Below are 20,744 nucleotides of genomic sequence, written 5' to 3'. Positions count from 1 at the left end.
GGTATCTCAGCATAGATTCCGCTAACGAGTAGCGGAATGACGAATTTGTTGTTTTTCAAATTGTAGGTAAACCTAAGCCACTTTAGCTATATTTTTCTGGTCTGTTCTGATAAATTTGGTTGAGATTTTTCATCATGTAAACCATGTTCCACTTGTAACCTTGGGGTTTTAAATTGAATAATGGTTCAAATCCACAAGACTCATAAAATTTGTAAGTTTTTAGGTAATTTTCATCTGATGCATTTGGGCTCAGGGTTTCAACAGTCATTTTTCTGGCAGTATTTACCAAACTACATGCTGCTTCGACTAACTTATACCCTACTCCTTGGCGTTGGTAATTACGAAAGACAGCCATCCAATAGATATTGCTGTTATTAGGATAGGGAAAATCTAAACTGAGAAGTCCGATATAGTTTCCATCAATTTTTGCAGCTAAATTTTTGCAAGAACGAACACCCACAGCATAATGCTCATTACACTCTGGCAAACCAAAATACTCTGATAAATCAGCTGTAATCTTGCAGCATAAATCTTCTGCAATATCAGGAGATATTTGTTCAATTTCGACCATAAACCCCTACCAATAAATTTTAACAAAAATACTTTAGTGCATTTTCAAATATAAGCATTCCATCACCATATTTTGGCACAGCAATACCTAAACGCTTGCTCTTTTCTTTTTCAAGAGGCCAATTATCTTGCTGAGTAAAAAATATTCCCCTCTCTGGATGGGGCATTAAAGCTAGCACTCTTCCACTTTTATCTGATAAAGCTGCTAGGTCGTATGTAGATCCGTTCGGATTGTAAGGAAATTGTAGGTTAGCATAGTTGCCATTTTCATCAATGTAACGTAATGCGGTGGAATTGCTCTCAATCAATTGGTTCAAAATATCTTGATCCATAAAAAATTTGCCTTCCCCATGAGCAATAGGGAGATATAGTTCACTCAGGCCCCGTAGCCAAACAGAATTACTCTGCGGATTAACTCCCACTCTAATCCAACGGCATTGATAATTGCCTATATCATTATGGATTAAAGCTAGACTAGAGAACTCTGGAATTAATTTTACTAATATCTGACAACCATTACATATTCCTATAATCAGCTTGTCCTGAGATAAAAACTCTTGAAACTCATCCAACAAGTTGTTTTTAATACGTAAAGCAAACGCATTACCAGCACCAGTGTCATCACCATAGGAAAAACCTCCTGGAATTGCAAGTATATTGCTTAATTTCAGTTCACTTGGATTATCTATGATATCATTAATGTGAACGATTTTTACTTCAATATTGCTAATACCAAGTTTTCTGCTGCATTCCATAAATGCAAATGCGGTTTCTTTTTCGCAATTTAAGCCATAACCAGATAGGACTGTGATCTTCATGAATTGCTAAAAATTAAAAAATTCGAATTTCTTTTTTACAAAATTTGCTACTAAATTTAACGCAAATAACACCAATAATAAAGCTATAATTGCAATAGCAGCAAGTTCAATAAATGCAATTTCAGGACTACTTGACCATATGTATATTTGTACAGGCAGAACAGTCGCCGGATCGAAAAAGGACGTAGGTGTATCAGCAATAAATGCCACCATACCTATCATAAGTAAAGGGGAAGATTCACCTAAAATCCTTGCAATTGCAAGCACAGTACCATGTATTATTCTTGGTAACGCAATCGGTAAAGAGTGATCTAATATCACCTTGATGTGAGGCGCACCGAGCGCAAACGCTGCATCTTTTATCGTAATAGGAACATTCGCAAAGGCATTTTTTGTTGCAATTATAATATTAGGTAACATCATAAATGAAAGAGTCATTCCACCAACAAGTGGTGAAGAGCGTGGTAGCCCAAATATGCCAAGATAGAGAGTTAAGCCCACTACACCAAATATTATTGAAGGCACTGCAGCAAGATTATTCATGCTAATTTCTACAATATTAGTCATTAGCCTATTTTTAGGCATAAATTCGTAAAGACAGATGCCCGACATAATTCCTATTGGTAATGCTAATGCTAGGCACACTATAATTGTCATTAATGAACCGATAAATGCCCCTAAAATCCCTGCATTCTCAGGTTCACGAGAGTCAGATTTAAGGAATAAAGACTTATTAAAAAATTTTTTCACTCTCCTCTTTTCTTTTAGCCAATCAAGTAATTTAGCATAACGATCATTCAAATGTTTATCTTTATTTATTGAATTAATTATACTTGACGCGGTAAACCAGATCTCATATTCACCACTATCTTTTACTTTCTTACGAAAAAATTTCTCTAGTTCTTTGTAAGAATTACGACTTAAAATTTCGTCACTGTCTTTAAAATCAGTTCCTTTAAACACCTTACGTAAAGAATCGTTGAGTAAGCCAATGGACTTATACCGCAAATCACTAGGATTATTTGTTAAAGTAAGATCAGCACTTATTTCAATTGGCAATAAAATTTTCGTTACTGTTAAGGCACTGTAAGAGTTAACTAATATACTCAACAATATACACACAGGACAGCCAAGTGAGATAACTAGTGCCGTGAAAGAGCAAAAGCGTAACGCTCTGTTCTTTTTATTTTTCCTTTTTATACGAGCATGTACACGCCTTGACTGAAGTAATTTAAGGAATTTTTTCTTTATACTCATTTATTTTTCCTGGATCCTATCGTCAAGCCCACAGTTGTACAAACGTCCAGTTTAATAAACGTTGATGTCATTCCAGTGCTTGACACTGGAATCCAGTTATAAAAATATTTACAAATCAGGCAATTGGTAACAGACTCCATGCTAAAAATAACATCCATGATATAGAATAAGGTAGATCCCAGTATCAGCTACTTGGATGACACTGGGGAAGTGTTGGGATGACACAATTGACATCACTCCCTATTGTATCTACTTATACCAATTCTCAATAATAATGAGACAAATGAAAAAGAGTGCTTTCCGCCTATAACTGGAGGTTTAAGTGAATTTATCGTATATTCTATTTGTCTTCCCAATAACGAAGTTTGGTATTAGATTTCTTTTTAACATAAGTAGTACGCTCTTTGATCCTTGCAGCTTTTCCAAATAGTTTGCATAGATAATACAGTTTTGCTCTACGAACCTTTCCTTTTCTTGTCACTTGCACTGAAACCAGTGCAGGAGAATAAACAAAAAATTGAGACACTATACTTTCTCCATGGCTCACTTTTCTGACTGCAAAAGAAGAATGTAACCCGCGGTTCCTTTTTGATATACATACACCTCCAAATATCTGTATACGTTCACTTGCACCGTCAACTACTTTAAAAGTGACCTTCAAATCATCACCAGGACGAAATTCTGGTATTTCTTTAGCTAACACTTGCATTTGCTGTTCGTTAAATTTTTTAAGTAAATTTGTCATTTATCTCTCCATTCAATAATTCAGGCCTACGCTTTTTTGTTATAACATGAGACTGCTTCTGCCTCCAATCACTTATTTTTTTGTGATTGCCAGATAACAAAACCTCAGGTACTTTATATCCCTTCCACTGCTCAGGTCTAGTATATTGAGGATATTCAAGCATACCACCATCATAACTAAAACTTTCTTCAATAATACTATCGGAATTATTTACTACACCTGGAAGAAGTCTAATGCATGCATCGAGAACCACCATCGCAGCTGGCTCACCTCCTGAAAGTATATAATCTCCGATACTTAATTCATAAGGAGTATACGCATCAATTATCCTTTGGTCAATACCTTCAAATCGACCACACAATATTGTTATATGAGGAAACTCTAATAATTCTCTGGCAATATTCTGATTAAACTTAGTTCCAGATGGAGTCATGTAAATAAACTTAGTATTTTTATGAACAGAGAGCATACTATCTACTGCATCACCAACTACATCAGAACGCATAACCATTCCTGCTCCACCTCCATATGGAACATCATCCACAGCTGAATGTTTATCTTTCGCAAAAGAACGAATATTTATTACTTCAAGGTTCCATATTTTTTTTTCTAACGCTTTTCCGGCAAGAGAATAGTTCAAAAACCCGGGGAACATTTCTGGAAATATGGTTAATATTGTAACATTGAATGCCATTAAGGTTTATTTTAAGTTATTTGGAGCTATACTCTAAGAACAGTAAATTGATATAATATATAGTTAAATTAAGCATGTCACTGAATAAAACAATATACGAAGGTAAAGCGAAAGCCATTATTGAAACTGAAGACTCATCAACTGTTATACAGCACTTTAAAGATGATGTTACAGCATTCAATAAGAAAAAATATGAAATTATTGAGGGCAAAGGAATAATTAATAATTATGTTAGTGCTTTTATCATGGAAAAGCTTGAAGAAGCAGGAACTAGCACGCACTTTATAAAAACTCTAAACGAAAGAGAACAGCTAGTCAAAAAGCTCAAGATAATACCTCTTGAGGTGGTAGTTAGAAATGTTGCAGCTGGCAGCTTTTGCAAACGTTTTAATATCAAAGAAGGTGAGGCACTTACATCTCCTATAATCGAGTTTTTTTACAAAAATGATGACCTAGCCGACCCAATGGTGAATGAAAATCACATACTGTATTTTGATTGGCTATCTAGCAAAGAAATGGATGAAGTTAAAACTACAACTTTAAAAATCAACGAAATCTTAGTCCACCTATTTTCAAATGCAAGTATATATTTAGTTGATCTCAAGTTAGAATTTGGCAGATTAATAAATGACAGTACTAAAATCATTTTAGCCGATGAAATCAGCCCTGATAACTGCAGGTTATGGGATAAAAATACTTATAAAAAGCTAGATAAAGACGTCTTTCGTTTGAATTTAGGAGATTTAAAGGAAGCGTACCTAGAAGTTGCAAAAAGACTGTCAGTAAAGTTAGACTAACTAAATACTACTCTATCAAGTGGAGGGTTACATGCCTCATCAAGTTTTCCAATAATTTCAATTTTTTCTCCACGTTTTTGGAAATGATTTTTCACGTTTTGCATATTCTCAGGACTTACGATCAATACCATGCCAATACCACAATTAAATGTTTTTAGCATTTCTTTCTTCTCTATTTTACCCTCCTTTGTTAGCCATAAAAATATATCTGGCCATTTCCAGGAATTAATGTCTATGTTTGCAAATAAGTTTTTTGGAAGAATCCGCGGAATATTATCTATCAAGCCACCACCTGTTATATGTGCAATGCCTTTTACCTTTGGCATAATAGGCAACAAAGAATCAACATATATTTTTGTTGGTTCGAGCAACACTTCTTTCCAAAGCTGATTATTCCATGGAGATGAGTCGTTATAATTTATACCTAAGCCTTTGAAAATATGGCGCACCAAAGAAAACCCATTTGAGTGAATTCCACTTGACTCTAAGCCAACTATATAATCACCTACTTTCATCATGCTACAGTTTGGAAGAATTTGCTTTCGATCAACTACACCAACCACAAACCCTGCAAGGTCATAGTGATTATTATCATACATTCCAGGCATTTCTGCAGTTTCCCCACCAACCAATGCTATTTTAGCTTGCTTGCACCCCTTTGCAATGCCTTGGACCACAGATAATAAAACGTCCTTGCTCAAAACGCCTGTTGCAAAGTAATCAAGGAAAAATAAAGGCGTTGCTCCTTGTGCAAGTAAGTCATTTACACACATTGCAACTAAATCTATACCTATAGTACCATGCCTATTCACTTCTTGAGCTATCAATAGTTTCGTACCTACTCCATCAGTTGAGGAAACAAGTACTGGATGGTCATATTCCTTACTTAGTGCAGCAAAATCAAACAACGCAGAAAATGAACCTATTTCGCTGATTACTTCTTCTCTAGTAGTTTCTTGAGCAATAGGCTTGACTTCTTTTATTAACTTATTATATAGTTCAAGATCTATTCCTGATCTGATATAAGTATTCATAATCCTTCTATAAATTTTAAAATTGTTAATACTATATTAATGCCTTGATATAAAAAGTGCAACGAAACTTTCTCTTAATTGACTATTATATGTTTACCAATATAGGGTAACTTAAATCATTTATAATTATCCAATGAACAAAAACATCAAAAACATACTGTTAATAACGGAGCTGCTATCAGGACGGCTGCTTCATGACTTTGCTAACTCTATGAATGGAATAATGTTTGGCTTAGAAGAGCTTGAAGTAATAGATAAGAACGATGCTGATGCGCAGAAGGAAGCGTTGTCGTTTCTTAAAGAAAGCTCCGATGATTTAATATATAAACATAAAGTTATGAAGCAGGCATATTCTTCTTCAGCAGATAATTACAGCTTTGATCAGACCAAATCTAATATCGAAAATTATTTATTAAAAAAAAAGTAAAGCTTACGTGGAAAATAGACGCATACTCTGCAAAAAATAAGGAAGATTTAATTGAAAAGATAAATAAGATAATTTCTAATATGGTGCTAACTATAGCCAGCGCAGTGGCGGAAGTTGAACTAGTGTCTGTTTTACTGAGTCAAACAGAAGATAAAATGCTATTAACTATAAAAATTCTAAATGAACACAAACCAATAAGCAAATCATTAGTAGACAAATTAATCAAAAAAAATGACACTAATTTAAATACAAAAGATATTAATATCTATATGATCTCTTTATTATTAGAGTACTATAAAACTGAAATGCATTGTACTTGCGAAAATAATTTGCTGGAGATAGGTTTAACTATACCTTGAGTTGCATATTTGGTTATTACAACTTTTTCTTTGTTTCAAGGCAAGACATTCCCCGACAAGGGGTACCAAATCTAATTTTTGTAATCACTTAAGTCTAGTACTATTTTATTAATGTAGCGCTCATTTGCATCTTTGATGATAAACTTCATACCATTTTTATATTTAATGACTTCATCTACAGAAGGCACTTTACCAGCAATCGAAAGAATCAAACCACCAAGTGTAACATAGTCTTCTTCAGGGTCACGTAATTCTATTTTTAGATCCTCTTCTATATCCTTTATAAGAACCCTTGCTGACACTTCAAACTTATTTTGAGACAATTCAGTAATGGTATATTCTGAATTTATTTCGTTCTCACTATCAATGTTTGGTATTAGCTCCTCTATAAGATCGGTCATTGAAATTAAACCATCAGTTCCACCATATTCATCCAATACAATAGCTAAGTATGATTTAGAAGATTTCATCCTAACAAAAAGATTAGTTGTCTTCATCGAGGGCGGAACAAATATTACGCTTTGTATAATATTTCTCAGATTAAAGTTTTTATCCCTATTAAAAATAACATCTTTTACATAAAAAAAGCGTATTACGTTATCAAAGTTATTTCTATAAATTGGTATTTTAGTGTGGCAAGTGTTTTTTATCTTCTTTATTATTTCACGCTCGCTTGACTCAATGTCTACTGCGCATATCTCTGTACGTGGAGTCATTATATCCATTATACCACAATCGCGGAATTTTAATAGACCATTAAATATATTAAGGTCTGGCAGATCTTTCATTAATGCTTCAGTCGCACACTTTTTCAACACAGAAGCTTTTTTGAAAAGGAAGAGAAAAATTCTATATGCTATTTTTTCTACTAAGGTTCCTTTTTTACTCAATTTATTCCCTGTAATGGCAAAAACGTTTTCAGATCAGATTTATCAAGAAAACTGTTATTAAATGTTTAATAAGCATGTGAATAATGTCAAATTAATTTGTGAATTATTTGTTGATATAAAATACCAACAATTGATCAACAATTTTTTCAACGACATATACATAGTTATGTAACAATGCATGATGGTAAAATATTTTCCATAAAAGAAAATTACTAACACTCTGAACATCTTACTTATACACATAAATCATAACAGAAAATCAATAGCATATAGAAGTTGTTAACATATTTATCCACAAATTAAACAACGCCAATTTTTACTGAATTTTAAGTTAGTAACAAGTTGTTGATAGAACTATTATTACTACTATACTTTAGTATACAGAAGAATAGATAAAATAGATTGGAAAGCAGCAAAACAACAATAGTAGAAGTTATCAAACAAAATGAGCCAGGTGAAAGAGTGCCTATTTGGCTAATGCGTCAGGCTGGCAGGTCTCTTCCTGAGTACCGCAAAGCAGTGGAAAATATGAATAATTTTATGGAGATATGCTACAACACAGATTTAGTGACAGAATTGACGTTACAGCCAGTGACAAGATTTGACGTGGATGCGGCGATAATTTTTTCAGACATTTTAATAATAGCTGATGTTTTGGGTTGTGACGTGAATTTCCTGCGCAATGTGGGCCCGAGAATAAAACCTATAAAGAATCCTAAAGAATTGAAAAGTCCACAAGACATTGAAGCTAAAATTTTACCAATTCTAAACGCTATAAAGAAAGTCAGAAGTCAGCTATCAAAAAAAAAGCCTCTTATAGGATTTGCTGGTGGCCCATGGACAGTAGCTTCATATATCATAGAAGGTGGAAGCAGCAAAACTTTTTCCAAAGTATTAAATTTTTACCCTTCGTATTTGAAGGAAATAATTGAACGAATAACGGAAGCAACGATTATTTATCTAATTAAACAGATAGAATTTGGAGCAGATGTTATTCAGCTATTTGACAGTAATGCTGGTGCATTATCGGAACCATTGTTTAAAGAATATGTTATCGAACCAACAAAGAGAATTACCTTGGCAATAAAGGATAGATTTTCTGATTTTCCAATAATAGGATTTCCAAGGTCTGCTGGAAATCTTTATAAGGATTACTGCGAACAAACAGGTGTATCTGCAGTAAGTATAGATTATAATGTCCCAATAGAATGGGCGAAAGCGAATCTAAAAATCCCTCTACAAGGAAATCTTGATCCTAATCTTTTAGCCTATAATAAAACGGAAGCAATAAAAGAAGCAAAACGTATAATAGATTGCTTTAGAGATTCACCCTTCATATTTAATCTCGGACATGGAGTACTTCCTGATACTCCAGTTGAAAATATCACTGCGTTGGTGGATTTGGTAAAAAGCTACTAATACAATACACAAAATTCCTAGCTTTTTTGCTGTACAGGGTTTATCATTTGAATTTAGCTTCAGTAAGATATGTCAGACCTTGCAAAAAGAATGTCCCTAATAAAACCATCACCTACGATTGCTGTAGCTGATAAGGCAAATAAGTTGAAAAATGAAGGAAAAAAGATCTGTGTTTTAGCTGCAGGAGAACCGGATTTTGATACTCCAGATCATATAAAAAAAGCAGCTATTCAAGCAATAAGTGAAGGTAAAACTAAGTATACTGCTGTTGATGGAACGCGTGAGCTGAAAGAAGCAATAATTAATAAGTTAAGAAGGGATAATAACCTCGAGTACACGTTTAACCAAATCTGTGTTGGTACTGGCGCTAAGCAGGTGTTATTCAATTTGTTTATGGCAACAATTAACTCTGGAGATGAAGTTATTATTCCAGCTCCTTATTGGGTTTCATATGTTGATATGGTAAATCTTTTTGGGGGCTTACCAGTTGTAGTGGAATGCAAACAAAATTTTAAACTGACAGCGGAATTATTGAAAAGCAGGATAACTAAAAAAACTAAATGGTTAATTCTTAACTCACCGAACAATCCTGCAGGAGTTGTGTACACATATGATGAATTGAAAGACATAGCACAAATATTGCTTGAATATCCACATGTGAATGTCGTTACAGATGATATTTATGAGCATATAATATACGACGAAAAGTTTTTTACTATCACTCAGGTTGAGCCAAAGCTTTACAACAGAGTTTTTGTAGTCAATGGAGTGTCAAAAGCCTATGCAATGACAGGCTGGAGAATAGGGTATATTGCAGGTAGAAGTGATGTAGTAAAAGCTATCTCTACGCTGCAGTCTCAGAGCACTTCTAACCCAAATTCGATAGCACAAGCAGCAGCAGCAGCAGCATTAAACGGTGACCATAGTTTTTTGAAAGAAAGAACAAGGATTTTTAAGAGTCGTAGAGATTTTATGGTGAAAAAGCTAAATTCTGCTCCGGGATTATCAGCATCCATTCCGCAAGGCGCATTTTATTTATTTGTCTCGTGTGAAGGATTGCTCAGTAAGAGTACAAAAAGTGGTAAAGTAATAAATAATGATCTTGATTTCACTGAATACCTGCTAGAGGATCATTTAGTTGCTGTGGTTCCAGGAATTGCGTTTGGTCTAGAAAATTTTATCAGAATTTCTTATGCAACCTCTCAGGAACAATTAGAAATTGGATGTGATAGTATTACTAAAGCGTGCCAGGAGTTAAAATGAAATAGACTATCCATAAATTACCCATTTCACCGCGTCAAAAATATTCACTAAGGTTATCTTGAATGTTCTAACTTGTATTTTTCTATGGAAGGCGTTTTTATTGAGTGAGCAAGTGTCTTTCTAATATTGAATTCCTCATTTTTTTCATTTCGTTGCAGTAAGTTAATGTTATTTATTTTATTTACTAAATCTTTCCCTTTCTCCAGAGTCTTTAAATCACTTTCGTTAATGTGATGTTCATTGTAAAATTCTGCAACAATTTCTTTTCTTTTCGGGTGAGTATTTAAAAATTCCGACACCTGATGTTTAGCAACAGCTTGAATAAATTTCTTATTAAATCTTGAATCGTTATATAGATTTTCCAAACTTTTGTCATAATGTTTTGCTTCGTTTATAGTGAGTTTTATTATCTCTTCTATGCCACTTAGAAGTTCCCTATACAATTTGTCATATCTATTGCCTGACACATGTGTAGCGAATGTTTGTTCAATGTATTTTGTTATGTAATTTTGCAATGTATTATCTATTGTGCTTATGTTCATCAACCTACCTCAATGTTATATTAACTATTTTACATGTAGAAAGGTTAATATTGAGTTAATAGGGTACTTCTAAAGTCAAATTTTACTGAAAATTATAGTATTTAATATATAATTGTTAGCATGAAATAAAAACATAAATAAAATGGATCTTGTAACAAAAGTGAAGCTCAAGATAAAGATGAATAAGGGCAAAATCATAAATATACTTGTCATTTGTGGTGTAATTTTTTTCATATACCTTATTCATGAGCCAGTTGTAGATATGGTAGAAAAAATTATAAGTAAAATAAAAGGTCTCTTTTAAAAATAGAAAAAGTGAACTTTTTCCATCATCCAAACTTGAACCTGGAAAATTTAGTTAATGCATAAACTACTTATGTTGGCTATGAGTTCAACTGTATAAAATTCCGGTAAATTAAAATAAGTATTCATAAAAATATTGTTTTCTATAAACAGAGTATCTATAATACTAGCTTTGGGGTAAAGTACTGCAGAGGAATTTTTTAATCTGGTTGTTGGCGTCACTGTTTTATGCGTACCAATATATATTACGCGTAATTCCAAACATAATTGCGCCTGGATTGATAACAAAATTTAACATAAGTATTACAGATGTTGGCCAGTTTGGTGGGTTATACTATGTAGGCTATACGCTAGCTCATATACCTGTTGGTCTTTTCCTTGATAGATTTGGGCCAAAATTTGTTTTGCCTGCTTGTATTGTTTTAACATTTACCGGAACATTACCGCTTATATGTTTTGATGAGTGGTATTATTCAATACTTGGCAGAATAGTCGTTGGAATTGGATCATCCGCTTCAGCAATTGGGCTTTTTAAAGTTGCAAGCATGTATTTTGCGCAAGAAAAATCAGCAAGAATGGCTAGTTTATCCATAATTATAGGAACTTTGGGGGGGATATGTGGCGGATTACCGTTAGACTTCTTACTCAATAAATTTGGCTGGAATTATGTTATCTATACCTTCTCAGCATTCGGGTGTTTACTTGCTCTGTTACTGTTCTTAGTAACGCCTGAAAGCAATGCTCAACAGGAAAAAGTTAGCATTAGAGACTTGAAAAACATACTTTTCAACAAGCATATTATTCTAATTAGCTTTTTTGGTGGACTCATGGTCGGTCCAATGCAAGGTTTTGCTGATGGTTGGGCGAAAGCATTCTTTTTTGAAGTATATGAAATGAATGAAGGCTTGGCATCTTCTCTCTCTTCCGTAATATTGATAGGAATGTTAACAGGATCATTCTCTTTGGCTTATTTATTGGAAAAGTATAAAAATAAGCATTATGAAGTAATAATTTCATGCTCATTTGCAATGATCGCCGGTTTTCTATTACTTTTTACTCAGATTGGTGGCTTGTATGTTGTATTACCTACGCTTTTTATTATCGGCTTTGCATCTGGATATCAAGTAGTTACAATTTATAAAGCACTAAGTTATGTAAATAATAACTTAGTAGGCTTAGCTACAGCTGTGTCAAACATGATAGTCATGGGTTTTGGCTATTTTTTTCACACTGGAATCGCAAAAATAATAAATTTGTGTTGGGATAGAACAGTAATACAAGGAAATCCTGTGTATAGTGCTGAATTGCTGATAAAAGCAACATCTATTATTCCTGTATGTTTGCTAATAGCTGTTTTTGGGCTCTTATGGTTAAAAAAGCAGGATAAGTAGTCTTAAAATTGCTTGTGCATCTTAAAATTAAAGCGAGGTTTGATCTATGATGAGTGTTTTAAAAAAAATCTGTGGCTCTAAAAATAGTTTAAAGTCTTTTGATAACGAGGTTTATCAGTTTATAGAAAAAGAGTTACAACGTCAAAAGTCACAATTGCAATTAATTGCATCAGAGAATTTTGCAAGTAAAGCAGTAATGGAAGCACAAGGCTCTTTTCTGACTAATAAATATGCAGAAGGCTATCCAGGCAAAAGGTATTACTGTGGTTGTGAGCATGTGGACAAAGTTGAAAGTCTAGCTATAGAAAGACTTTGTAAGCTGTTCGGTGTTAAATTTGCAAACGTTCAACCTCACTCTGGTTCTCAGGCAAATCAGGCGGTATTTGCTTCACTGCTTACTCCAGGCGATACAATACTTGGATTATCACTGAGTTGCGGTGGACATCTAACTCATGGTGCGGCACCAAGCCTTTCTGGTAAATGGTTTAAGTCAATTCAGTATACAGTTAACAAAGACACTTATCTGCTCAATATGGATGAGATAGAAAAGCTGGCGCTGGAGCATAAACCAAAATTGATCATAGCTGGTGCTTCTGCTTATCCGAGAAAAATGGACTTCAAACGCTTTCGCGAAATTGCAGATAAAGTTGGTGCTTATTTGCTTGCAGACATTGCTCACTATGCAGGGCTTATTGCAGCGGGCGAATATCCATCTCCTGCTGAATATGCACATGTTATGACTTCCACGACTCACAAAACTTTGCGTGGTCCTCGTGGTGGAATAGTGATGACCAATGATGAAATATTACACAAAAAAATTCAATCTGCAGTTTTTCCAGGATTGCAGGGCGGGCCACTTATGCATGTAATAGCTGCAAAAGCTGTTGCATTTAAAGAAGCATTAGTGCCAGAGTTTAAAACTTATAGCAAGAAAATCGTGGAAAATGCGAAAGTACTAGCTCAAGAATTGCAAAAGCATGGACTCGACATTATAACCGGTGGCACTGACTCTCATATAGTGCTAGTTGACTTAAGATCGCAGAAATTAACTGGAAAAGACGTTGTAGATAGCCTTGAGAGGACTGGCATTACCTGCAATAAAAACTCTGTACCATTTGATACAGAAAAGCCAACCATCACTTCAGGGCTCCGTTTTGGCACCGCTGCTGAGACAACACGCGGACTTGAGGCAGAAAATTTTAAAGAGATAGCCAGCCTAGTAAATGAAGTAGTTCAGGGATTAATCAGCGGAAATAGCTCAAGTGTCGAAAAAGCAGTAAAAACTAAAGTTGAAAAGATTTGTAGTAATTTTCCTATTTATTAATTTATGTGGTGTCATCCAAGTAGCTGGTAGAAACGAAAAAACTTACTTGACAAACTCCGCCAGCCCCCTTATTATGACGTCCAGTACAATGTTGCAAATTAAAAATCTCTCCATCCTGTGCTGGTTCTTCGATTCTAAACGCCACTTCTACCTGGTCATAACCAATCTGAATTCGTTCTACTAATGCTTTAATGATGCCACGCTTAGTTTGCCAATCTAGCTGTTCCAAATTAGATTTTACACTGGAATAAAGACTCTTTATACTGTTGATGATAAGGTTCATTCCCTTCTCTATTGCTTTTTGATCAACTACCTTTTTCTTCTCTTCTTCTATCCCTCTTAAGCGTTCCCTCATTCCTTTCATCGTCTGTTTAAATTCTTCCTCACTTATATATCCTTTATCTCCTACATTTTCTTGACTATAATAGTCTTCCATTAACTTTTCGATGCCTTGTTTTATTTGATTTTCCCTTCTTGCAAACTTCTTATCTGATGATTCATCATTTTTATTTTCTGCAATTCTACGGTGATACTCATTTTTTATTATCTCTGGGTTTTTTAGTAAATTTTTCACCTTTTCCCATATAGCTGTTTCTAACATATCTGTACGGACCAATTTATTAGTACACTTCTCCCTACCATCAGTAATACGTATAGTACTACTACAGCGATAATAGCTAAACTTTTTTCCTTCAACTCCACATTGTGCACCACTATACGCATATCCACAGTTTTGACACACAACTAGACCTTGTAATAGATATTTCTTTTTTCCTCCCTCTCTCTGCATCCTTGCTCTTTTTCTATTTTCATCCAGTTGCTTTTGTACTTTATTAAATAACCCTTCATCAACTATTTTTGGTACTGGTATATAAATCCAGCTGTCCTCATCTGTGCGACAGATAGAAACCTTTTGTTTATTTCTTTCTCTTCTTTCAACCCTCTTTAATTTACCAAACGCTGCTTGTCCTTTATATGCTGGATTTCTTAATACCTTCCAAATTATTATTGGACACCACACCTTCTTTCCAGTTCTTGTTCTAATTGACTTATCTCTTAGTCTACGTATCACTTCCCTTATACTTATTCTCTCTTGCCCTACCCACATGAATATCTGCTTTACTATTTTTGCTTCCTCTTCATTTATTTCAAACTTTGTCTTTTCTCTATCTACATGCTTTATACGATTATAACCAAAAGGTGCAATGCCAATTACACTTACACAGCCTTTTTTTGCTCTATGGAGTTTTCCCCTACGACTACGTTCCATAATCTTTGTACACTCATATTCTGCCACTAATCCTTGCATTCCCAATAACAATTTAGACTCTGGATTATTTTCAGTCTTATGATTTAAGAATATTACTTCTACTCCTGCTTTTTCAAATTCATCAAGTAGTATCATTTGATGTGCAGATTTTCTTGATAGTCGGTCAGGTGAATGAATATAAATTTTATCAATTTGATCTTCTCCTACTTTATCACGTAATGCATCTAAACCTTCACGTTCTAAACTCCACCCACTAAGCCCATCATCCTTAAATTCATACTCATTCAATAACTCATGCTTATCTGCAGCAATTCTCCTAAGAAACTCCCTCAACTAATTCATCTTTCTTAACCAGTATATAGCCAAGTTCAGAGGCTTTTTTACTCAGATTTTTCATAACTCTATCTTGAAAAAGCTTTTCATAATAATCAATTCCTCTTTCCACGTACTCCTGTCCATATTTTAGCATACTGTAAAAGATACATGCTAATTTCCTTGCCATAGCAGTAATTGCCTTTGGGGCTCCTAGTCGTTTTTTCCATCTCCTGCACTGTGCGCCCAGAGCGGTATTACTTTTTGATACACAATGTGCAGCAAGTCGTAAGGCATTTGCAGCACGATTTATGACTTTACAAGTTTTCGTACTAAACACTTTTTCTCCAGTGATTTTATTACCTGGACTTAGCCCTAACCAAGACGAAAAGTGCTTTTCTGTTGGCCATTTGTTATGGTTTATACCAGTCTCTGAGATTATGGTCTGTATGCTTAGTACATTGAATCCTGGAACTTTAGTAAAATCTATCCCTATAACTCGGTATAATTCTTCATGCAAAGTAAAGTTTGGATCATTTTTTTTCTTGCCTTTTGCTTTACTTACTGGTTTGCTTTCATCAGATTGTGTTTCAAATGTTTTATAATAGTTTTCAATACTTCTATCACATTCTTTTATTTGCTCTTGGAAGAAAATATACGCTTCATATTCTTGCTTAAGTGTAAACAAGTGTTCTTCTCTATAATCGCCTGTTAATGCTTTTGCTATAGTAGCCTTATCATTCTTCATATTTACACTTCTAAATTCAGCTAATTTTTCAGGATTCCTTTCACCTTCAATTATCGCTTTAATAATTCTTATACCTGTTACACCGTTAATATCACTAATTGCCTTATGTAACTGAATGTTCATCTGAATTAATGCTTTTTGCATACGTTGAGTATGTGTACTTGCACTTCTAATTAGATTATTACGTTGTCTGACGTAGCTACGCAGTACGCAAATTTGGTCATCTGGTCTAAATGATCCTCGGAGCAGTCCATAGCTATGTAACTGCTGCAACCATTGGCAATCTTGAACGTCAGATTTTCTACCAGGTACGTTTTTAACATGTCGTGCATTCACTAATTTTACTTCAAATCCATATGATTCAAGTATCTGAAACAAAGGAATCCAATATACTCCTGTTGATTCCATAGCTACTGTTTTAATTTCACATTTCTTCAACCATTTTGCTAAGTTATGTAGATCCACTGTAAAACAGCCAAACTTTTGGATATGTTGCTTATCTCTTCCTTCTGGAACACATACATAATGCACGGCTGAGCCAACATCAATCCCTGCCGCATCAGGGTTCATTACTTCCAACTTATTTTTTACTTTTGTCATTTTACACCTCTAGTATATAATTTATAATTGAAGAAGCGCTTCAGCTTGGGACGGTAAAATTAAGGCACTCTCCTAAACGAGGTAGTCTGAATAGACTCCATCAATGGTTTAACCGTCACCTTCAAAACCATGCTATGCTACGGGACTTACGACACCACTGAAATGTTCGGCTATAACTGCAGAAGCAGCTTCTTCGTCACGATTATACTAAGATCGTATAAATGAAGAGAGGAGTTTCTTTCTGGTATAACCAACAGTTTGTTGGTTCGTTGCTATGCTTGAGCTCGGCAATTTGACTCTCTATTGTATTGTTCTGCGCTTGACTCTTCGATGAAACTCTTGCATATAAGGCCACTGTTATCATTTTTCTTTATCTCCTTTTCATTGTTTCTTTTTACCGCATACCTTAGTAACAGCTCATAGGCGTCTGCTAGATGTTGTTCCGCTAATTCATCTGGCTCGTATCGGCAAGTTAATGTTCTTTTTCTCATAGTTTCTCCTGCAAATGTTTTTGTAGTGCAAGGAGCCTTACCACTCCTTTTTTCCATCAATCCATTTACTCTTATGAAAAAGACCAACTTTTATCAGCTACAGCCTTCAAATTTGGTCTAGCCCTTCCTTTGCCAACTGCTGTTGCGCTTTCTGATACGACTCTTATTTTTTTAACAAACTTTCCATTTTCTCTGTTTCTTTCTTTAATACCTCGGCTATTTCTTTGCTATTTTTCGCATAATCCATCGCTGTTATTCCAAATTTATCTGCTTGCTCTATTTCAGCCCCTGCTTTTACTAGCTCCTCCACTATTTCTTTTTCTCCTACCATACATGCAAGATGCAGCGGAGTGCATTTATTGCCATACTCTTCAGCATTTACATTCCCTCCTGATTTTATCAATTCTCTAACTGTTTCTAGACGTTTCTCCATTATCGCTAGATGCAGTGCTGTATGTCCTCTTACATCTGCTGCATTCACATCTACTCCTTTTTCGATTAATAACCTCACTGTTTTTACCTCTACTGCATAATGTAGAGCTGTTCTTCCTTTTTCGTCTCTTTCATAAATATTTTTAAACGAGTTCTCTAATAGTGACTTATCTTTTTTACCCAGCTTTACCATAACTTACCCCACCTTTTCTTTAAACCTAAGCCTTCCTTTTTACCACCTCATCTATCATTGCATTCACTTGGCTGATTATCTTGCTTGCTAAATTTTGACATTCTTTCTTTATTAGCGATTTGTCTCTCTTCCTTATTTCTCCTATCTCTATTATTTTTAGCTCCGGCATGTAGCTTCCATTCAACATGTCTGCTATTTCTCCCACTAGCCCCTCTATTCCATAGCACGTCAGTTCTCTACTTTTTGTTATTCCTCCTTTTTCTCTCAAAAATTTACTCGCCTTTTCACTCTCTTTGCTATCACATAGACGATACTTTTCACTTTCCCAGATGTAATACATTGGCGTTGCGCCGTACTTATTCAGTTGATTAACTTCAGCTCCAGCCTTTACCAGCTCTTTTATTATTTCAACTCCTGCTCCTCCCATCTTGCACGCAGAGTGGAGTGGCGTACATCCAGTGACATATTGAGTGGCATTTACTTCTGCTCCCGACCTTAGCAGCACTTTTACATTTTCTAAACTCTTTGCGAATACTGCACAGTGTAGAGGTGTATAACCATTTTTATCTCTTGCATTTACCTCTGCTCCTTTTTTTATTAATAATCTCACTGTTTTGTAATCAGAGATTTCTACTGCTTGATGCAAGATCGTCTCTCCTTCTTCATTTCTTTTATTAATGTCTTTAAATCCGTTACTTGATACTTCTTTAAAAAACTTACTCTTGCTAAAACTCATTTCATACCTCACAAAATTAGCTTTTCTAGCACCAGACAAATTTCTTATATTTACCTGCTGCTATTCAAGTCATGTCCTTTTTAGCATGAGAAAGCAAGTCTTTTTCTTTTTATTTCATACACTTTTACCTATTATTAATATAATATATGAGTATCTAAATATAAGTACTTAACTTATTAGAGATATTATTCGACTATCTTTCCAACTTCTGTGCAAATGTCGATGTTCATGCCACTTCAGTACTCCCGGGTAAAATACTAAAATGTGCTTTTCTAATTCGTGTATTGAGTCTTTTTGCTCTGAATCCAAATCATTTTTATAGTAAACGTTGTGTTCTGCTAAAACATATTTTCTGACCTTCTGATCTGTATAATTTTCTACTTTATAGTTGTGAGTAACGCTAAACCTTTCTAAAATTGGTTTGTGTTTTAAATTCCAACGTTGCCATGAAAGTTTATCGTTTCCCAATACAAATTTATTTCCTTCTTCTTCTATGCTACCAACCGGAAAGCACGCATTTATTTCTTCTAAGTTCCAACTGTCCGATAATATAACTTGCGCCTTCGCAAACTTAATTTCTGGTAATAAACTCTGTGGTAATGGATATAGTGCTTTTAAGTTATACCACTGATGACTTCTTTCATAGACGCCTTTGTAATCTTTTGTATGAGGCTCTGTTTCTCCAAGTACTGCTACATCTAATCGATATATGTCATTACTAAATGTTTGTTCATAATGGTTGCGTAGATAACTCTCTATAACCTTAATTGACGTAACACTAAACCTGAAGAAATTTACTCTTCCAAACGATAACACCGGTCCATCTTTTTCTATTTTTACCCCTGAATAGTCAGAAAGAAGATCTCCAAATAAACTCTCATCCAATATAAATCTTTGCGCATTATAATAATCGTTAAAAATCCTCATCAATCTGGATCTTACAGGCAGTGATAGTTTTGCCAGCTCTACTACTGCATCTACGAAGAAGTCATTTGGTACCTCTTTTATCCCTACTTGCAACTCAAAAAAGTGTTTACCGGGTGGTTCTTCGATGATTGTAATGTCTTCTATATTTGCCCACTTGAGTGCTATTTTAAGTGATTTAGGTGTTCCTCGCAGTCTTTGAAATTTTACTCCTTCTACTATGGCTCTTCTTTTATCTTTTACCCAGCGTAGTATTTCTTCTAAACCATATTCTTCTATTATCCACGGCAATGTTTCTTCTTCCAATCTAAACTTAAATCCCCTGATACAGCTTGGATCTACTTTATAATCTATCGCATCTACTAGCGCTTTTTCCTGTTTTGTTGCATTTGGTGGCAGTAACATTAATTCAACTCAATCTTTAAATTTCGCAAATTTGCACATTCATTTCCTAGCACTACAACATCTTCTTTTGGCTCGATTAATTCCACATTTTCTACACCCTCTACAAATAGATTCGCTATTATCCATGATCTTGTCACACTCCATCCCAGCCTTCTATTTGCTTCAAACTTCTTAATGAACTGCTTCTTGATTTCCTCCTTCGATATCACAGGACTTATGCTCATTCTGCTGTGAATATCTATTTCCGTAATATTGCAACCAACTACTGTTACTGTATCTGTTAAAACCCTTATATCATCTCTAGTAACCTGCTTTTTTACAATTTCTAGTAGCTCTTCTGACAATATGCCAGTTGTGGATAATTGTGTTGATAAGATTGAAATTTGTACTTTTCCTGGTATAGGTGATTCTACTAATGCATCTTTTACTCTACTATCTGCCGACAGTGCATGATACCTATAATACTCCTTGCTTCCACACGTGCTTGAGCCTACTATCTTTGCTTTAATTCTTTTTCTAAATCGTTCATCATCTTCTTCTTTTTGCCTCTCCACTCCATAAAACTCAGCTAAATTATCAAGATCTTCTCCCGTTGCAAATTTTAGTAAATTACCCTTTACAGCTTCGTTTATCCTTTGTCTGAGTAACAACTCTCTCCATGCTGCTACTTCTAATACCTTCATTGCTGGATCCGATTCTACTAATCCTGAAAAGGTTTCATCTCTACGGACTAACTCTTCTTTCATTCTCGAAAAGATTTCTTCATAACTCAGCTTTTCTACAATATTTAGCTGCTTCAT

General features: G+C 34.6%; 23 protein-coding genes. 7 read left to right on the top strand and 16 right to left on the bottom strand.

Annotated elements, in window-relative coordinates; all coding sequences use genetic code 11:
• Window positions 1-82 precede the first annotated feature (82 nt).
• The 6 genes from AAGD99_RS07265 to trmD all read right to left on the bottom strand — a co-directional run bounded on the left by AAGD99_RS07265 (window position 83) and on the right by trmD (window position 4,084).
• A complete protein-coding gene (locus tag AAGD99_RS07265) occupies window positions 83-571 on the bottom strand; it encodes a GNAT family N-acetyltransferase (protein ID WP_341823001.1) in 489 nt (162 codons plus the stop codon).
• A 19-nt stretch (window positions 572-590) separates the two neighbouring features.
• On the bottom strand, window positions 591-1,388 hold the full coding sequence (locus AAGD99_RS07260) for a phosphoribosylformylglycinamidine synthase subunit PurQ (RefSeq protein WP_164225023.1): 798 nt from the start codon (window positions 1,386-1,388) through the stop codon (window positions 591-593).
• Between the two features lie 6 nt (window positions 1,389-1,394).
• Window positions 1,395-2,645 carry a PstA family ABC transporter permease gene (locus AAGD99_RS07255; protein ID WP_253307221.1) on the bottom strand — a complete coding sequence of 417 codons (1,251 nt, stop codon included), beginning with the start codon at window positions 2,643-2,645 and terminating at the stop codon, window positions 1,395-1,397.
• Between the two features lie 233 nt (window positions 2,646-2,878).
• On the bottom strand, window positions 2,879-3,001 hold the full coding sequence (locus AAGD99_RS07250) for a hypothetical protein (protein ID WP_341822999.1): 123 nt from the start codon (window positions 2,999-3,001) through the stop codon (window positions 2,879-2,881).
• Window positions 2,986-3,390: a 50S ribosomal protein L19 gene (rplS, locus tag AAGD99_RS07245; protein WP_341822998.1), complete on the bottom strand. Its 405-nt coding sequence runs from the start codon at window positions 3,388-3,390 to the stop codon at window positions 2,986-2,988. The genes AAGD99_RS07250 and rplS overlap by 16 nt, the downstream gene beginning before the upstream one ends.
• Window positions 3,374-4,084 (bottom strand): tRNA (guanosine(37)-N1)-methyltransferase TrmD, encoded by a 711-nt coding sequence (gene trmD / locus AAGD99_RS07240; protein ID WP_253307223.1) that lies wholly within the window; start codon window positions 4,082-4,084, stop codon window positions 3,374-3,376. The genes rplS and trmD overlap by 17 nt, the downstream gene beginning before the upstream one ends.
• A gap of 74 nt (window positions 4,085-4,158) precedes the next feature.
• On the opposite strand from trmD, the gene purC reads away from it, so the two are divergent.
• Window positions 4,159-4,881 (top strand): phosphoribosylaminoimidazolesuccinocarboxamide synthase, encoded by a 723-nt coding sequence (gene purC, locus AAGD99_RS07235; protein ID WP_341822997.1) that lies wholly within the window; start codon window positions 4,159-4,161, stop codon window positions 4,879-4,881.
• Here purC and purM read toward each other — a convergent pair.
• Window positions 4,878-5,915, bottom strand: a complete 1,038-nt coding sequence (gene purM, locus AAGD99_RS07230) for a phosphoribosylformylglycinamidine cyclo-ligase (RefSeq protein ID WP_341822996.1) — start codon at window positions 5,913-5,915, stop codon at window positions 4,878-4,880. The two genes, purC and purM, sit on opposite strands and share 4 nt — an antisense overlap.
• A 133-nt stretch (window positions 5,916-6,048) precedes the next feature.
• On the opposite strand from purM, the gene AAGD99_RS07225 reads away from it, so the two are divergent.
• Together AAGD99_RS07225 and AAGD99_RS07220 are read left to right on the top strand one after the other, a co-directional pair.
• Window positions 6,049-6,342 carry a hypothetical protein gene (locus tag AAGD99_RS07225; protein ID WP_253307226.1) on the top strand — a complete coding sequence of 98 codons (294 nt, stop codon included), beginning with the start codon at window positions 6,049-6,051 and terminating at the stop codon, window positions 6,340-6,342.
• A gap of 80 nt (window positions 6,343-6,422) precedes the next feature.
• Entirely contained in the window at window positions 6,423-6,701 is a 279-nt protein-coding gene (locus tag AAGD99_RS07220) for a hypothetical protein (protein ID WP_341822995.1), read from the top strand.
• 71 nt (window positions 6,702-6,772) lie between these two features.
• On the opposite strand, the gene AAGD99_RS07215 is transcribed toward AAGD99_RS07220, so the two are convergent.
• Entirely contained in the window at window positions 6,773-7,591 is an 819-nt protein-coding gene (locus AAGD99_RS07215) for a transporter associated domain-containing protein (protein WP_341822994.1), read from the bottom strand.
• Window positions 7,592-7,993: 402 nt separating this feature from the next.
• Here AAGD99_RS07215 and hemE point away from each other — a divergent pair, with 402 nt between their 5' ends.
• Window positions 7,994-9,010, top strand: a complete 1,017-nt coding sequence (gene hemE, locus AAGD99_RS07210) for a uroporphyrinogen decarboxylase (RefSeq protein ID WP_341822993.1) — start codon at window positions 7,994-7,996, stop codon at window positions 9,008-9,010.
• A gap of 69 nt (window positions 9,011-9,079) precedes the next feature.
• Window positions 9,080-10,273 (top strand): pyridoxal phosphate-dependent aminotransferase, encoded by a 1,194-nt coding sequence (locus tag AAGD99_RS07205; protein ID WP_341822992.1) that lies wholly within the window; start codon window positions 9,080-9,082, stop codon window positions 10,271-10,273.
• 53 nt (window positions 10,274-10,326) lie between these two features.
• Here AAGD99_RS07205 and AAGD99_RS07200 read toward each other — a convergent pair whose 3' ends face one another.
• The gene (locus tag AAGD99_RS07200; protein WP_253307381.1) at window positions 10,327-10,815 is read right to left on the bottom strand and encodes a hypothetical protein; all 489 of its coding nucleotides are present in this window, start codon (window positions 10,813-10,815) and stop codon (window positions 10,327-10,329) included.
• A gap of 488 nt (window positions 10,816-11,303) precedes the next feature.
• Between AAGD99_RS07200 and AAGD99_RS07195 the strand changes: the two genes are divergently transcribed.
• Window positions 11,304-12,509 (top strand): MFS transporter, encoded by a 1,206-nt coding sequence (locus AAGD99_RS07195; protein WP_253307380.1) that lies wholly within the window; start codon window positions 11,304-11,306, stop codon window positions 12,507-12,509.
• Window positions 12,510-12,555: 46 nt separating this feature from the next.
• Window positions 12,556-13,833, top strand: a complete 1,278-nt coding sequence (gene glyA, locus AAGD99_RS07190; protein ID WP_341822990.1) for a serine hydroxymethyltransferase — start codon at window positions 12,556-12,558, stop codon at window positions 13,831-13,833.
• Window position 13,834: 1 nt separating this feature from the next.
• Here the strand turns inward: glyA and AAGD99_RS07185 are convergent, their stop codons facing one another.
• From AAGD99_RS07185 to AAGD99_RS07155, 7 genes are all read right to left on the bottom strand, one after another.
• On the bottom strand, window positions 13,835-15,436 hold the full coding sequence (locus AAGD99_RS07185; protein WP_341822989.1) for a recombinase family protein: 1,602 nt from the start codon (window positions 15,434-15,436) through the stop codon (window positions 13,835-13,837).
• Window positions 15,420-16,763, bottom strand: a complete 1,344-nt coding sequence (locus AAGD99_RS07180; protein WP_341822755.1) for an IS110 family transposase — start codon at window positions 16,761-16,763, stop codon at window positions 15,420-15,422. Before AAGD99_RS07180 ends, AAGD99_RS07185 begins: the two co-directional genes overlap by 17 nt.
• A 272-nt stretch (window positions 16,764-17,035) precedes the next feature.
• Entirely contained in the window at window positions 17,036-17,311 is a 276-nt protein-coding gene (locus AAGD99_RS07175) for a hypothetical protein (protein WP_017532679.1), read from the bottom strand.
• Window positions 17,312-17,417: 106 nt separating this feature from the next.
• On the bottom strand, window positions 17,418-17,879 hold the full coding sequence (locus AAGD99_RS07170) for an ankyrin repeat domain-containing protein (RefSeq protein ID WP_341822988.1): 462 nt from the start codon (window positions 17,877-17,879) through the stop codon (window positions 17,418-17,420).
• A 25-nt stretch (window positions 17,880-17,904) separates the two neighbouring features.
• Window positions 17,905-18,615 (bottom strand): ankyrin repeat domain-containing protein, encoded by a 711-nt coding sequence (locus AAGD99_RS07165; protein WP_065095389.1) that lies wholly within the window; start codon window positions 18,613-18,615, stop codon window positions 17,905-17,907.
• Window positions 18,616-18,783: 168 nt separating this feature from the next.
• Window positions 18,784-19,944 (bottom strand): phage tail protein, encoded by a 1,161-nt coding sequence (locus tag AAGD99_RS07160; protein ID WP_341822987.1) that lies wholly within the window; start codon window positions 19,942-19,944, stop codon window positions 18,784-18,786.
• Entirely contained in the window at window positions 19,944-20,744 is an 801-nt protein-coding gene (locus tag AAGD99_RS07155) for a baseplate J/gp47 family protein (protein ID WP_265017595.1), read from the bottom strand. Before AAGD99_RS07155 ends, AAGD99_RS07160 begins: the two co-directional genes overlap by 1 nt.

Origin of the sequence: Wolbachia endosymbiont (group A) of Clivina fossor (assembly GCF_964026865.1) — a bacterium.
GTDB lineage: Bacteria > Pseudomonadota > Alphaproteobacteria > Rickettsiales > Anaplasmataceae > Wolbachia.
The sequence above is the reverse complement of the archived record's forward strand: the minus strand, read 5'-3'. Positions and strand labels throughout refer to the sequence as shown.